Source organism: Maribacter antarcticus DSM 21422 (genome assembly GCF_000621125.1).
Taxonomy (GTDB): domain Bacteria; phylum Bacteroidota; class Bacteroidia; order Flavobacteriales; family Flavobacteriaceae; genus Maribacter; species Maribacter antarcticus.
This window is the reverse complement of sequence record NZ_JHZC01000007.1, coordinates 196,651-210,755: the sequence shown is the minus strand read 5'-3', so window position 1 is coordinate 210,755 and position 14,105 is coordinate 196,651. Positions and strand designations below refer to the sequence as shown.

Below are 14,105 nucleotides of genomic sequence, written 5' to 3'. Positions count from 1 at the left end.
ATTTGTTAAAAGTATAAAGCACTATTTACTTCATACTTTTGTCTATCTACTATCTTTTAACCTACGTATTTAGATGAAAGCTCTTTACAAACAGACGTTAAAGTATCCGTAACCTCGTCCGTTAGCTTTCCTGATTTAAGTGTATCTAAAATTCCTCTATGCTTCGCATTTAAAAATTCTATATAATCTCTTTCAAATTCCTTTATTTTTCCCACGGGAACATCTCTTAACAAGTTCTTAGAGCCTGCGTAGATAATTGCTACTTGATCTTCTACCGTAAATGGATCGTTTTGCGCTTGTTTTAATATTTCCACGTTTCTACGTCCTTTTTCAATTACGTTTAGCGTAGCAGCATCCAAATCGGAACCAAACTTGGCAAAAGCCTCCAATTCACGAAACTGTGCTTGATCTAGTTTAAGTGTACCTGCCACTTTCTTCATGGACTTAATTTGCGCATTACCCCCAACACGAGAAACCGATATACCTACATTAATTGCAGGACGAACTCCTTGGTTGAATAAATCTTGCTCCAAGAAAATCTGACCGTCTGTAATAGAAATTACGTTCGTTGGAATATAGGCCGATACATCACCCGCCTGAGTTTCAATAATTGGTAAAGCCGTTAACGAACCTCCACCTTTTACCATTGGTTTTAAAACATCTGGCAAATCGTTCATCTCCTTAGCAATATCGTCATTGTTTATAACCTTTGCAGCACGCTCCAATAACCTAGAGTGCAGATAGAAAACGTCTCCAGGGTATGCCTCACGTCCTGGTGGTCTTCTCAATAACAAAGAAACCTCACGATAAGCAACAGCCTGTTTTGATAAATCATCATATATAATCAAAGCCGGACGACCTGTATCCCTAAAATACTCTCCAATAGATGCCCCTGCAAAAGGAGCATATACTTGCATTGGAGCAGGGTCAGATGCATTTGCAGCCACTATAGTCGTATACGCCATAGCGCCTTTATCTTCCAAAACCTGGGCAATACCTGCAACAGTTGAAGCTTTCTGGCCAATGGCAACATAGATACAATATACAGGCTCACCTGCATCAAAAAATTCCTTTTGGTTTAGAATGGTATCGATACAAACTGTAGTCTTACCTGTTTGACGGTCACCAATTACCAATTCACGTTGTCCTCTTCCTACGGGAATCATGGCATCAATCGCCTTAATTCCAGTCTGTAAAGGTTCTGTAACAGGCTCACGGAAAATTACACCTGGTGCTTTACGCTCCAATGGCATTTCGTACGTTTTTCCAGCAATAGGTCCTTTACCATCTATAGGTTGTCCTAACGTATCCACTACCCGACCAACAATACCCTCACCAACATTTATGGAAGCAATACGTTGTGTACGCTTTACGGTAGTTCCTTCTCCAATTTCTCTGGAATGGCCCAATAAAACCACCCCTACATTATCTTCTTCCAAGTTCAAAACGATTCCTTCCAAACCACCGTCGAACTCAACTAATTCGCCGTATTGCACGTTGGCCAAACCAAAGACCCTGGCGATACCATCGCCTACTTGCAATACTGTTCCTACTTCATCTAAAGTAGCGGTTGCATCGAAACCTGATAATTGTTGCTTTAAAATTGCTGATACCTCAGCGGCTTTTACTCCTGCCATGTTTACTAGACGTTAGATATTAGAGGTTAGACGTTAGACGCCATTGTCCCATTATAGTTATTTATAGACTATTTGTAAATTCTCTTTTTAAGTTATTCAGTTTATTGGAAATGCTGGCATCGTACTGTAAATCGCCAACACGCAAAACAAAACCGCCGATGATGCTTTCATCTACGGTATTCTCTACAGTAACCTTATTCCCTGTAATAGTAGTCACTTGTTTTAAAATCTTTTTTTCCATTGCAGCATCCATTGGTATGGCCGTAGTCACATAGGCTACGTCTTTCCCTTTCTGTTGCTCATTAAGAATAATAAACTTTAAAGCCACTTCGTTTAATATGGAGACTCTTTTATTATCTACCAACATGCCAATCAATCCTTCTGAAATAGCGTGACTTCCTTTAAATATTTTTAATAGAATATCCTTTTTCATAGGACCAGAAATTACTGGGCTATCTACTAGTTGCCGTAGCTCGACACTATCGGAAATAGTAGCCAAAACAGAACGCATATCCTTCTCTACGGCATCCGTAGCTTTTTTGTCTACTGCCAAATCCAAGATGGCCTTCGCGTAACGTATTGCTGCTCTAGATTCACTCATGCTTTCTTACTTCAATTTAATATCTCCCAAAAGATTGTCAACCAATTTCAATTGCTTCTCTTTATTAGAAAGTTCCTGCTTAATTACCTTCTCTGCAATGGCAACGGATAGCTCGGCAACTTGACTTTTAATATCGGCCATAGCAGCTTTCTTTTCACTCTCAATAGCGGCTTGTGCTTGGAGTACTATTTTATCACCTTCAATCTTTGCCTGTTCTTTTGATTCGGAAATTAACTTATCTTTTATTTCTCTTGCTTCTTTTAACATGGCTTCACGCTCTGCACGGGCTTCCTTTAAAAGCTTGTCATTGTCAGCTTGAAGGTTTTGCATTTCTTTACGAGCGTTCTCGGCTGCTTCTAAAGCATTGGTAATACCCTCCTCACGTTCGTTCAATGAATTTAATATAGGTTTCCAAGCAAACTTTACCAATAACAAAATCAATCCTAACAAAAGAATAGTCTGTACTATAAATAACCCTGGAGAAAAATCGTTTATTAAAGTTTCCATAACTGTAAATTCTACTTCTTATTTTTCAATTAAAACAATTCCCTGCAACCAACCGTTGCAGGAAAATGTCTTTACTAGTTTTTGTTCTTATTTTCCTAAGAACAAGGCACCAAAAGCCAAACCTTCTAAAAGTGCAGCAATAATAATCATCGCAGTCTGGATTTTTCCAGTAGCTTCTGGCTGACGAGCAATACCTTCCATTGCTTTTCCACCAATCTGACCTAGACCAATACCTGCTCCGATTACGATTAAACCGGCTCCAATCATGTTGTACATAGTAAATAAATTTATATTAAATTAAAAAAACTCTAAAGAAAATTTTCACGAACATCCTCAGCATCCACAACTTCATTAGTATTCTCATCATGTGCATGATCATGATCATGTTCTGCAACGGCCATTCCAATGAACAGCGCTGAAAGCATTGTGAAAATATACGCCTGTAAAAAGGCTACCAACACTTCAATTAATGTAATAAAGAAAGATAAAATAAACGACAGTAGCGTTGCTCCTGCTACACCCAACGTTTCTTTTAACGTGAACATAATCGCTATCAAACTCATTACCACAATATGCCCTGCAGATATGTTTGCAAAAAGACGAACTAATAATGAGAAGGGCTTTATAATCAAAGCTCCAGCTAATTCTATAACAGCCAATACAGGTCTAATAAGATATGGGACTCCTGGCATCCACAAGATATGCATCCAATAATCCTTATTACCGCTGAATGTGTAAATAACTAATGTGAAAATTGCCAAACAAGCCGTTACCGCCAATTGCCCAGTAACATTAAAACCAAATGGAGTTAAACCCAATAAATTCAGTATCCATATAAAAAAGAATACCGTCAATAAATATCCTGTGAATTTCCTATAATGTTTTTCGCCGATGTTAGGCCTTGAAATTTCATCTCGTACATAAAGTACCAACGGCTCCAATACTCTACCAAAACCGGTAGGAACTTTTTTGTTTTTGTATTGACGTCCCAAAGATGAAAAAGCTAAAAGCATAAGTAGTCCGACTAAAAGAACTCCAACAACACTTTTTGTAATTGAAAAATCCAAAACCTTACTTGCATTCGAAGCATGCTCCTCTTCATCAAAAGTAATTGAGGATTCACCGCTATTGAGCTCATATATTTTACTATGCAATTTCGCGAATTTAGTGCCATTTTTCTCTACAATAATCTCGCCCTTATCATCGTGATGAAATGCAGACGACATAAAAGTGACTAAACCTTCAGAAGACCAAACGATTATCGGTAGCGGAAAACCGATGTGCTTACGCTCCCCTGCATCATTTGAATAGGAAAATAGATGAAAATCGTGAGAATCTTTTATGTGATGATTTATGTACTCCTTTATCTCATCACTAGTGTCTACTTGGCCTTCCTTATCAGACTCTGAATTGGAAAAACCAGTGGCCACAGTTAAAAGAATTAAAGTGGTAATTAATTTACTAAAATATGTAGATGCTTTTTTCATTGCCATTCTTTCAAAATATGTCTTTCTAAAAGTCGCGCAAAGATACCTATTAAAAAATAATTTTCTAATTTTTTTCCCCTAATTCTTAACTGGGTGTATTTTCAACAATATTTTGGAGATAAAGTATAGCTCTGGGGCCATAAAAACAAACACGGGAATTAGAAGGGAGAGACGTTCATTATAGCTCAATGTTTCCTGCTGGAACAATACGGAATAGAAAATAACCGAAAAGGCCAGTACTTTAAAAAGCAATGCCCCGAGGTAAATAAAACCAAGCTGATGTTGAAATTTGTGAATTTTAGACAACACATAAAACACACTACAAAGCAGAAAAGAAAACACCGCGTGGAATAAGTAAATGTTACTTACATAAAAATTCAAGGAGCTAACTTCAGCTCCCAAAAAATATAGATGCACGTAGGATCCACAAACCAAAAGCACACCAAAAGCTACTAAATAGATTGTCAATTTCTTTATCAAAATCTAGCTATTAAGTCGATTTGCCTGTTTAATAACGGAGTATATAGATAAAACAATAGCTAAAAGCGTGCAGGTTGTTTCCCAGAAGGTTTTATCGAATTTACCGTCTAACCATGAACCCAAGAAATTTCCTAAATATATGGTAGCACCCATCTGGATTGCTATGCCAGTTAGTCTTGCGGCATTTCTAAGGTCCTTATTGTCTTTACGAGGCTTTTGCTGGCTCATTCTTCCCTTTGAAACTTCCAGAATTTGAGCTCATAGCACCTGCACTGCCTTTCATGGTACAAGAAGCATTAAAAGTAGCTCCTGGCTCTACGGCAAGTTTACTAACCGACACCGTTCCTTCTATTACCGCAGATGCCTTTAATGATAGTAAATCAGAAACCAATAGTTCGCCATTAAAACCCCCTTCTATATCCGCATTTACACATTCTACTTTTCCGTGAATGTAACCGTCCTTTCCGATTACTACTTTACCAGAGGTTTTTACGTTACCGTCCAATTTACCATCAATACGGAAATCGGCTTCGGAAATAATATCTCCTTTGATTTTTGTGTTTTTCTCAATTCTGTTGGGTTGTCCTCCTACTTCGTTCATAGTTTTAGGTTTTTGTTTGTCTGAAAACATGGATTTAGGGTTTTGGGGTTATAAGCGTATTAAGGTAGTGCTGTAAATTCTTGTGTACTTGAATTACCTTATAATTCTCCGATAAAATTACAAAATTCTTATCAGCAACTCGGTAATCCCTATTATTTTTTAAAAGCTCTGCGTAACCCAGGGCAAATTCTTTTGATTTAAAGCCATGCACAACAATAAACTGGTCTTCTAAATTGTAAATATCCTTGGACACACTATTTCTATATCTCAGGTCTGTAATGGATTTCTCCAATAACTCCATCAGTTGTAAGGCTTTTTCGTTATTACTCCTTTTAAAAGGGAACATTACCTTCCAATTAGAAGTTCCTTTAGAGTCTGTCTCAGGAGAAAATTCTTTTGGTTCTAGCTTAGGTAACTGCTCCGAAATCATCTGCTCTGCCTTTTTACCTTCTGGATTGTTGGGATAGGTAAGCGCCACATAATTTAAGGATTCCTTAAAATCTTCAAAACCCTGCAGCCTTCCAATAGCGTTGGCCTTTAGCATCTCAAATTTTGGCACTATGGCATCTCCAGTAAATCTATTGATGTTTTCTTCCGATGCAGTAATTACCTGAAGAAATTCCTGATTGTTGTATTTTTTATATAAGTTTTGATAGCGTTTCTCCGGACTATCGGAATCGTTGGCCAACACAGCTTGAGGATTCAAGAGTATTTCCGCGTAGCGAGAACTTGCATGGTTCGCTATTATATCTGCCTTCATAGAAGCCGTTAACGGACTGCCTTCTTCCTCATATATTTTATACAAGTTATATTTTGATGGAAGAATCAAACGTTCCTCCGGGTTAGATGCCAATACATTCTCTAACTTCCCGGCCGCCAAAAAATTTTCCTTAAACTTTTCCTTGTAGATTAATCCCAGTTGGTAATTCGCAAAATTACGTTCCGTTCTTAGACTATCTATAACCATTACTTCTTTAGGTACACGATCCATGTAGAAATCCAAGGAGAATTTTTCGTCTTGGGTCAATTCAGCATCTGAGGGAAGTTCGGCAACAAGTTCTCCGGTTGCTTCTGACACTTTTGCAATGGCTTTGTTAGACCAACGCCAATCATCGGAAAGTTCCCTATTGCCCCATCTATTCTTAAACTCGTTTCGGCCGTAACCAAGACTGGTAATATTATAAAAGTAAAATTTGCCTTTGTTTTCCTTACCTCCCTTACTTTTTGCAAACGATGCAAATCCTTCTGTTATCTTATCTTTTTCCTTTTTCTGTGCTGCTTTTTGTGCCCTTTTTAACTCGGTGATATGATTTTCAAAATAGGCGATACGGTCCTCTACTGGTAGTTCGTAAAGTGTGATCACACTGTCGGTATATTGAACGATATCTTCGTATTTGATAACGTCTTCCAAATTGTCCAACTTCCTTTTAACGATTCTGTATTTTTTAGAATTCTCATCCAAATTGGGCAAAACACTATCATAATAAGCTCCTGCATATTTATAACTGTTCCGGTCAAAATTGTACTCCGCCAGATTCTCGTAATTCAACGCATTTAATTTGGGCGTGTTTTCTGTCGCGCGAAGCGATTTATTGAAATAGGATACTGATAAACTATCAGAACCTTGCTCCAAATGAAATTCGGCCACTTGACGAAAGATTTTATCCAAAAATGGTCTGTTTTCACGATTTCCTTCTAACCATGTCAGGTATTCCAGTACTTTTTCCTTATTTTCTTCTGTAATAACCGTATTCCTTATTTTCTGAATTTCAGCATTTATCATGTAAACCCTTGGCGATTTCCTGTTTAGCTCAATGACCTTGTCATAGGCATAATTAGCACTGTCTTTATGGCCTATTTCATTATATAACTGACCTATGATGTAATAGTATCTGCCTTTTTCTGGTTTATTTTGGGTGTAATAGGATGCTATCTTTAGTTGTTGAATCGCCGTATCCGGCACATTTAAATTAATATACGCTTGGGCCAACATAGCGCGAGCATCAGCATATTCCTGGTCTTTTAATGTCTCGTATTTCATAAGGCGCTTCAAATTCCTAATCGCCAAATCCTCGTTTTCAAGTCTAATATTTGTTTTCTCTCTCCAGATGGTGGCCTCGTTCAGCTTATCGCTTTGCGAATACTTATTCAGAATGTAGTTGAATGCCTCTAAGGCCGGAATGTAACGTTCGTCAAAATAGCGTGCTTTCCCAAGAAGCAGAAAAGCTTCATCGGTCTGAGGATTACGCTCTTCATCCTTAATATCCATACTATGGCGCTGAATGGCCTTCGTAGCTTTTTCCTCTGCCAGTAAAAAATTAGAATTGTTGTCTTCGGAATCTAGCTTTACCTCTCCAGAGACTTCCAAACGCTCTATGGGTAACACGTCCCAATAGTCGTCTCGGTAGCTGTCATTTAATGTGACACGGCCTTCCTCAAAAGCAATATTACCGTTGTATAAGGTATTATACTTTGTGTTTAGAGCGTGCCAGTTACGGTTAATTGCGGCATCCTTTTTTGTGGAGCATGCACTTAATAACAGTGTTCCTAAAAGTAGGGTCGTAATGTATCTTTGTTTAAGCGTCAAAATTATCTGTATACGTATGTATGGTAAACATAAAAACTACCATATTATTATACAGTTCATCGATAATAGGGAGATTTATTTTCTTGTAGAAAGAAGCTATTCTTTTTCAAATTCTATATTTTTATCGACCGAGCGGTCTTTTTGGGTTCTTTTCTAGTCGATAAAATCAACTAAAACAGCAAGTGACCGATACTTTTTCGATGGCTGTCCATGTTTGTTCCTGACTCGGCTGAAACATAAACTTTAAAAACAGACGGAGTGATTGGCAGTTGAGTTTAAACTCAAGGGTGAAAACTGCCTACCATAGGAGGGTTTAAATTAAAGCGATAAACTACAACACTAAATCTAGCTCTAATCTGTCAGCTATGGTCAAAGTTCAAAATGACAATCCGTTCTTGACCGTTTGTAAATAGGGCTGTGTATTCCTAGAAACGCTGAGTAAAATCATATTAACAGCATGCATTGCGGGTATATGAGACCCTATTCAACTCTATTTCTCTATTTAGGAATGATGGCTTGCATGCGCGAGCGCAATAACGATACAAACTAACTCGTATAAATTTGAAGGTAATTCGTCTTTTACTATAATAAGTTTCGAGACTTTAATTCTTGGTCTAATGCCTTGATGTTTTTTCCGTTCTTTGATAACAGATAGACAAAACCCAACGGGAGAAACGTAAAAAATTCAAATCCATTTTTCACAGCACTATACACCACAACACCAATACAGAAACCGATAAGAGATGCATTGACTACCTTATTTGATTGTATTTTCTTTTTTCCCTTAAGTAATTCCTCATCTGTCAATTCTTCTAAATCTTTTTGTTTCATTTATCCAAAATTGTTTGCTCATAATCATCTTGCTTGCGCATAGTCTGCATTTTCTATGTTATACAAAGCCTTCTTTTTCTGTTTATTATTTTCACAAAGAGATTGCTAGCCCGCAAAAAACGCCTCCAACTCCTTTAAGGTTTCGGTTGATGTTTGAATATCCTTTACTACTTCACCTTTGTTCAAGACCACAATACGTTCGCAGACTTCGGTCACATGAATTAAATCGTGACTGGAAACCAAAACGGTTACATTGTCTTTGGCCGCTAAATCCTTAATGATTCCTTTTAGCCGAATCTGTGTGGTGGGGTCCAAATTAGCAAATGGCTCATCCAAAATAACGACTTCCGGGTTTCCAATGAACGATGCTACTATACCTGCTTTTTTCTGATTTCCTTTGGAGAGGTCACGTAAATATTTTTTCTGCCCCAAAATTTCGCCATGGAAAAAGTCTTGAAACTGAGCCAATAGCGCATTCACATCAGCTTTATTAGCTCCTCTTAAATCACCGATAAAATAAAAGTATTCTTCTGGCGTCAAGTAGCCAATTAAGAAACTCTCATCAATAAATGAAGAAGTAAAAGGTTTCCATTCTTCACTGGTATTCACTTGTACTCCATTAGACGTAATATGACCAGAACTTGGCTGGATTAAATCCAACAAAAGGCTGAAAAATGTTGTTTTACCTGCTCCGTTATTACCCACCAAGCCAAAACTTTGCCCTTTGGGTATTTCTAAATGTTCTATACTAAGGACTGTTTGCTTTCCGTACTTCTTGGTTAATTTTTCAGTTATTATCATGGCTGTAAAATAAATCTAGTATTAGTTGCTGTAATTTAACTCTTGTTTCTTGTCTCTTCAAAAATTAACTCGCCTTCTCTTTAAATCCTGCAATCATACCATACTTCTTTTTTCTGTACTGTTCGGTTACCAGGTTTAATAAGTAATTCTTCAAAGCAAAGCCTATGACCCCTAACACAGATAAAACGATAATGGCAGCCTCGAAGGAAATCGCATAATAAAAAATAGAAAATAATACAATAGGGGCTATCAATACCGGAAGCATAATTAAAAACTGAGTAGCACTCGTCCCTTGCATATTCCCGAACGGACTCTGATCTAATTCGATTCGTTTTTTATTGAAGGAGCCAAAAAATAAAATGACTGGTATGTTTACTCCTAAGTTATATAGTGCACATGCAAAATTAATGGCCAAGGCCTCCCATCCAAAGTAAAGATAAGGGATGGTAAGCAAGAACATGACCACCACGCTTACAGATATCAAGGTCGCTTTTGACTCCAAATACTTACGAAGCGGAATATTCTGAGACATCATCATAGAATAATAACTACTGTCCCAAGCTGGAATAAACTGACCGAAATTACTCAGAAAAATACCCGTCATAAACACCCCTAAAAACACTTTCATGGGTATCATATCAGAATAGATATCTTGGGTATAAAATATCAATCCGTAGAACACGAACAACAGTGAAATAAAGACTTGGCTCTTGGTGCGTTTGTTACGCCATATCATTTTAAGGTCTAGCTGTAAAAACGGCCCCATTTCCCCAAATTTCTTGGCCCATGCCATATCGCTTGTATTCGCTTTGACAGTTTTGGGCTTTAAAGTAGCATCTAAATAAATTTTTGTTCTTAGGTATTTGTAATTGATATAATAAATAAGTGCTGCAAAGCCAACAGGCACCAGAGCGGCCAAAGGATATGCGTATAGGGCGTGAAACATAGGGGCAAAGAATACCTTTACATCAAATACCTGAAAGTAATCCAGTGCATATCCTATGACAATGAGGCTGCCGATTGTAATCAAAGCCTTATCATTCTTGTTAATCAAGAGATTAATATAGTTAACACAAAGGACAATGGCGAAAACGGCCACGATCCATAAGAGTACATTCAGTGCCGGATATCCATGAAACAACAACACAATTGCAAAGGGCACAAAGAAAAAGAGTGCCAATAAATTATAGATAGATACTCCAGAACGACCCAATATATAATGGGCAATAGCACTTTTCTTTACGGGCGTAGTAAGAAAAGGTTTTATATCCATTACAGGGAGTTTTTGCATAAAATATCGCAAAAGCAACTCTATGAGTATCCAATAAATAAAATATTGGCTGATAGTCCACATAGGACTTTGATTGGGGAAAATCTTTTTAAGGATAAAATACATACCACCACCGGCTGCAGCTAGATAAAAAAGCATCATCACTCCGAAAAAACCCATAAGGATTTTAATCCCAAGGCTCTTACCAAACGTAGAAGAGCGGAAAAAAGATTTCCATTGAAGTCCTGTAAATAGTTTGAACATAGTCGGTTGGTTTTAACGTTCTAATGATTGGTAATAAAAAAATGGTTTTTGTTACAAAAAAGTGATTTTTTTTAATCCTGAAATTTTTTATCGCTTTATCAATGCTTAATTTTGCAATCTATTTAAAAGAAAAGAAATTATGGCCGATTTTCATGCCCTTACGGTAAGCTCCATTAAAAAATTAACTCCAAGTTCTGTTGCAGTAACCTTAGCTATTACTAAGGAACTTGCACAGACCTTTGCATTCTCTGCCGGACAATATATTACCGTTAAAAAGGAAATAAAGGGTACCGAAATACGTCGTGCGTATTCCATTAGCTCCGCTCCTAGCAAACAAGATATTACCATTGGGATTAAAAAAGTAGACCGTGGCGGGTTTTCGGACTATGCAAACACAAAACTAAATGTTGGTGATGTATTAGACGTAATGCCTCCTGAGGGTCGTTTTATCTTTAAATCAGCCGAAGTACAACATATTGCTGCTTTTGCAGCCGGTAGTGGAATTACGCCTATTATGAGTATAGCAAAGACAGTATTGGATAGCAATACCAAAAACACTTTCGTTTTAGTTTACGGCAATAAATCCTATGAGGAAACTATGTTTTACACAGATTTGGTAAAACTACAACTAGATTATAACAATAGGTTTTTTGCTTATTTCACGAACAGCCAAACCAAAGAAGATAACGCATTGTTTGGCCGTATAGATGTGTCTACTGTCAACTATGCTTTGAAAAACAAACATAAGGATGTCCGTTTTGATGGCTACTATCTTTGTGGCCCCGAACAAATGATTCACTTGGTTACAGATACGCTGGTTGAAAACGATGTGCCAAAAGAGAAAATTCATTTTGAACTGTTTACCTCTACGGAAATAAAGGAGGAAATGCCCATTGTAGCTGAAGGACAAACGAAGGTAAAGGTCATTGTGGATGACGAGGAGTTTGAAATCACCATGGATAAAAAGATGTTGGTGTTAGATGCCGTTCTTAAGGAAAACATTGATGCACCCTACTCTTGCCAAGGCGGTGTATGCAGTAGTTGCATTGCCAAAGTTAAAGAGGGAAAAGCAGAAATGGTTAAAAATCAAATACTAACCGATGGCGAAATAGCAGATGGTTTTATACTAACCTGCCAAGCGCATCCCACCACTGCTACTTTAACGGTGGATTTTGACGATGTGTAAATAAAAGAATTAGTAGGAAGGTATTAGTGCACAGTACACAGTGTTTCAAATCCCCTTACCGCGGTCTCATATCCTAGTGCGTACGCTTTTTCCAAGCCTTTACGGTCTAAAACACCAATATGTTCCAGTTCTTTTGGTTCAAAGACCAAATCGCAAGTGTCAATTTTTTTCCTATTGATGGCGTAAATCATTAAGCTCGTAACCCGTCCGGCTAATTGGATTGAGTTATTCAAATCCTTCCTTCGGAGCTTCGACACGATGGACACATTACTGCCAATCACAAAATCGACCTTACCCATTACGGCTTCCGACGGAAAGTTGTTCATAATACCCCCGTCGGCATAAAGCATACCGTTGTAACTTACGGGGCTAAAAACGGGTGGTAAAGCTGCAGACGCTAACAGAGGTTTTATTAATTCGCCACTCGAAATAAACTCCTCCTGCCCCAGTTCTAGGTTCGTGGCAACCACCAAAAGTTTCTTTTGTAAGCTTTCAAAACTATCCTCAGGAAAATATTCTTTAAATGTGTCTATGTAGCGCTCCGTATTTATCAGTCCGGGTCTTGCTACGGCAAAGTAATTGTACTTGAATAAAGGGGTTTCCTTAAAAAAGCGCATCATATCCAAAACCGAACTGCCGTTGGCATATAGCGCACCAATCAAAGCACCCACACTACTTCCTGCAACAAGTTTAGCATCTAATCCAAACTCTTCCATAGCCTTGATAACCCCTATGTGAGCCATACCACGAACACCCCCTCCTGAAAGTACAAGGCCAAGTGACTTAGATTGTAATGAATGTGGTTGCATAGCGTAAATTGAACTGTAAAAGTAGAACGTTTAAGGCGAAAGAAGCGTGTTCGAGTTTGTTTTATGGCTTAGATTTTAAACTACTCGGTCCGTTTTGACATATAAACGCCTAATTCTAGGGCTTATTCTGAAATTTGCCTTCAATTCCTTCTACTATAACGATGTTTGTTTTTAAATTTAGAAGAAATATAGATTGTTAAACAAACTGATTCGTTAGTTTTAAGAAAAAAACTATTTCACGATTTGTAATGAATTTAGTACCGCTACGACCAAACCACCATATCCTTTTTATCGTAAGTCCACGTATAATAGAAAAAGAAGCCCATTGAATTCTTTGCACAAAACTGCTATCCTGGTCTTTTCCAATTCCGCTGCGGAAGAGTTGTCACATAAGGCTATTCCAAACGGGGAAGTTTTGTTTCAAACACTTACACAAGAAACACTTCAGAAGGCAAACAGAACAGGGTTACCTTATTTTCATATTTCAGAAAAAGAACAAAAGGGAAGCTCCTTTGGGGAGCGTTTTACAAACGCGATCCAAACGGTTTTTGAAGAGGGTTTTGAGTGTGTCATTACCATTGGCAACGATACACCTCAACTAAAAACCACACACCTGCTAAAAACCGCAGCCGCTCTAAAGGCTGGAAAAACCGTTTTAGGCCCGTCCTTGGATGGTGGATTTTACTTAATGGGTATTCATAAATCTAACTTTGATAAAGAAACTTTTAAGAGATTACCCTGGCAACAATCTAGTATATTTAATAAAATTTCTTCGCTTTTAGACCAAACCGATAGCCTTCTTTATCAATTACCTGTTCTAAGTGACATAGATACAATCAAGGATGTAAAGCGTCTTGCTTATTTTAAGAATTCCATTTCATCAACTGTACTATACTTGTTGACACTACTTTTAAAGCTAGATAAAGCGCTTCAAACTAGTGTGCTTTCTCTATTCTCAGCAACTTTTCTTCAGCAACCTTTTAACAAAGGTTCCCCTGTACTACTTCATTCTTAGTTTTATTGAAACGATGGGCAAATCCATCT

The 14,105-nt window shown here is 37.7% G+C and carries 15 protein-coding genes; 2 read left to right on the top strand and 13 right to left on the bottom strand.

All coding sequences use genetic code 11. From position 1 onward, the window contains the following. Nucleotides 1–56 precede the first annotated feature (56 nt). From atpA to Q360_RS0107735, 12 genes are all read right to left on the bottom strand, one after another. Nucleotides 57–1,637, bottom strand: a complete 1,581-nt coding sequence (gene atpA, locus Q360_RS0107790) for a F0F1 ATP synthase subunit alpha (RefSeq protein ID WP_027076589.1) — start codon at nt 1,635–1,637, stop codon at nt 57–59. A 61-nt stretch (nt 1,638–1,698) separates the two neighbouring features. After that, nucleotides 1,699–2,238: an ATP synthase F1 subunit delta gene (gene atpH, locus Q360_RS0107785; protein ID WP_027076588.1), complete on the bottom strand. Its 540-nt coding sequence runs from the start codon at nt 2,236–2,238 to the stop codon at nt 1,699–1,701. Nucleotides 2,239–2,244: 6 nt separating this feature from the next. Continuing rightward, a complete protein-coding gene (locus tag Q360_RS0107780; RefSeq protein WP_027076587.1) occupies nt 2,245–2,745 on the bottom strand; it encodes a F0F1 ATP synthase subunit B in 501 nt (166 codons plus the stop codon). Between the two features lie 87 nt (nt 2,746–2,832). Further along, on the bottom strand, nt 2,833–3,021 hold the full coding sequence (gene atpE / locus Q360_RS0107775; protein ID WP_027076586.1) for an ATP synthase F0 subunit C: 189 nt from the start codon (nt 3,019–3,021) through the stop codon (nt 2,833–2,835). A gap of 32 nt (nt 3,022–3,053) precedes the next feature. After that, on the bottom strand, nt 3,054–4,232 hold the full coding sequence (gene atpB / locus Q360_RS0107770) for a F0F1 ATP synthase subunit A (protein WP_036195479.1): 1,179 nt from the start codon (nt 4,230–4,232) through the stop codon (nt 3,054–3,056). Nucleotides 4,233–4,310: 78 nt separating this feature from the next. Then, nucleotides 4,311–4,700: a DUF6168 family protein gene (locus Q360_RS27395; protein ID WP_394331942.1), complete on the bottom strand. Its 390-nt coding sequence runs from the start codon at nt 4,698–4,700 to the stop codon at nt 4,311–4,313. A gap of 15 nt (nt 4,701–4,715) precedes the next feature. After that, the gene (locus Q360_RS0107760) at nt 4,716–4,940 is read right to left on the bottom strand and encodes an AtpZ/AtpI family protein (RefSeq protein ID WP_027076583.1); all 225 of its coding nucleotides are present in this window, start codon (nt 4,938–4,940) and stop codon (nt 4,716–4,718) included. Next, nucleotides 4,918–5,343, bottom strand: a complete 426-nt coding sequence (locus Q360_RS0107755) for a bactofilin family protein (protein ID WP_027076582.1) — start codon at nt 5,341–5,343, stop codon at nt 4,918–4,920. Before Q360_RS0107755 ends, Q360_RS0107760 begins: the two co-directional genes overlap by 23 nt. Nucleotides 5,344–5,347: 4 nt before the next feature. Continuing rightward, nucleotides 5,348–7,900 carry a type IX secretion system periplasmic lipoprotein PorW/SprE gene (porW, locus tag Q360_RS0107750; protein ID WP_027076581.1) on the bottom strand — a complete coding sequence of 851 codons (2,553 nt, stop codon included), beginning with the start codon at nt 7,898–7,900 and terminating at the stop codon, nt 5,348–5,350. Nucleotides 7,901–8,482: 582 nt separating this feature from the next. Beyond that, the gene (locus Q360_RS0107745) at nt 8,483–8,731 is read right to left on the bottom strand and encodes a hypothetical protein (protein WP_027076580.1); all 249 of its coding nucleotides are present in this window, start codon (nt 8,729–8,731) and stop codon (nt 8,483–8,485) included. A 105-nt stretch (nt 8,732–8,836) separates the two neighbouring features. Further along, nucleotides 8,837–9,532, bottom strand: a complete 696-nt coding sequence (locus Q360_RS0107740) for an ABC transporter ATP-binding protein (RefSeq protein WP_027076579.1) — start codon at nt 9,530–9,532, stop codon at nt 8,837–8,839. Nucleotides 9,533–9,596: 64 nt separating this feature from the next. Further along, complete coding sequence (locus tag Q360_RS0107735) at nt 9,597–11,066, bottom strand: DUF5687 family protein (protein WP_027076578.1); 1,470 nt, start codon at nt 11,064–11,066, stop codon at nt 9,597–9,599. A gap of 139 nt (nt 11,067–11,205) precedes the next feature. On the opposite strand from Q360_RS0107735, the gene Q360_RS0107730 reads away from it, so the two are divergent. Continuing rightward, nucleotides 11,206–12,252, top strand: a complete 1,047-nt coding sequence (locus Q360_RS0107730) for a ferredoxin--NADP reductase (RefSeq protein WP_027076577.1) — start codon at nt 11,206–11,208, stop codon at nt 12,250–12,252. Nucleotides 12,253–12,275: 23 nt separating this feature from the next. Here the strand turns inward: Q360_RS0107730 and Q360_RS0107725 are convergent, their stop codons facing one another. After that, nucleotides 12,276–13,061, bottom strand: a complete 786-nt coding sequence (locus Q360_RS0107725) for a patatin-like phospholipase family protein (protein WP_027076576.1) — start codon at nt 13,059–13,061, stop codon at nt 12,276–12,278. A gap of 325 nt (nt 13,062–13,386) precedes the next feature. Between Q360_RS0107725 and Q360_RS0107720 the strand changes: the two genes are divergently transcribed. Next, nucleotides 13,387–14,076: a TIGR04282 family arsenosugar biosynthesis glycosyltransferase gene (locus Q360_RS0107720; protein ID WP_027076575.1), complete on the top strand. Its 690-nt coding sequence runs from the start codon at nt 13,387–13,389 to the stop codon at nt 14,074–14,076. Nucleotides 14,077–14,105: the final 29 nt, after the last annotated feature.

Excerpts from the sequence above, each read along its gene's own strand:
- atpA (WP_027076589.1), bottom strand. The coding sequence starts at position 1,637 with ATGGCAGGAGTAAAAGCCGCTGAGGTATCAGCAATTTTAAAGCAACAA.
- atpH (WP_027076588.1), bottom strand. The coding sequence starts at position 2,238 with ATGAGTGAATCTAGAGCAGCAATACGTTACGCGAAGGCCATCTTGGAT.
- Q360_RS0107780 (WP_027076587.1), bottom strand. The coding sequence starts at position 2,745 with ATGGAAACTTTAATAAACGATTTTTCTCCAGGGTTATTTATAGTACAG.
- atpE (WP_027076586.1), bottom strand. The coding sequence starts at position 3,021 with ATGTACAACATGATTGGAGCCGGTTTAATCGTAATCGGAGCAGGTATT.
- atpB (WP_036195479.1), bottom strand. The coding sequence starts at position 4,232 with ATGAAAAAAGCATCTACATATTTTAGTAAATTAATTACCACTTTAATT.
- Q360_RS0107760 (WP_027076583.1), bottom strand. The coding sequence starts at position 4,940 with ATGAGCCAGCAAAAGCCTCGTAAAGACAATAAGGACCTTAGAAATGCC.
- Q360_RS0107755 (WP_027076582.1), bottom strand. The coding sequence starts at position 5,343 with ATGTTTTCAGACAAACAAAAACCTAAAACTATGAACGAAGTAGGAGGA.
- Q360_RS0107745 (WP_027076580.1), bottom strand. The coding sequence starts at position 8,731 with ATGAAACAAAAAGATTTAGAAGAATTGACAGATGAGGAATTACTTAAG.
- Q360_RS0107740 (WP_027076579.1), bottom strand. The coding sequence starts at position 9,532 with ATGATAATAACTGAAAAATTAACCAAGAAGTACGGAAAGCAAACAGTC.
- Q360_RS0107735 (WP_027076578.1), bottom strand. The coding sequence starts at position 11,066 with ATGTTCAAACTATTTACAGGACTTCAATGGAAATCTTTTTTCCGCTCT.
- Q360_RS0107730 (WP_027076577.1), top strand. The coding sequence starts at position 11,206 with ATGGCCGATTTTCATGCCCTTACGGTAAGCTCCATTAAAAAATTAACT.
- Q360_RS0107725 (WP_027076576.1), bottom strand. The coding sequence starts at position 13,061 with ATGCAACCACATTCATTACAATCTAAGTCACTTGGCCTTGTACTTTCA.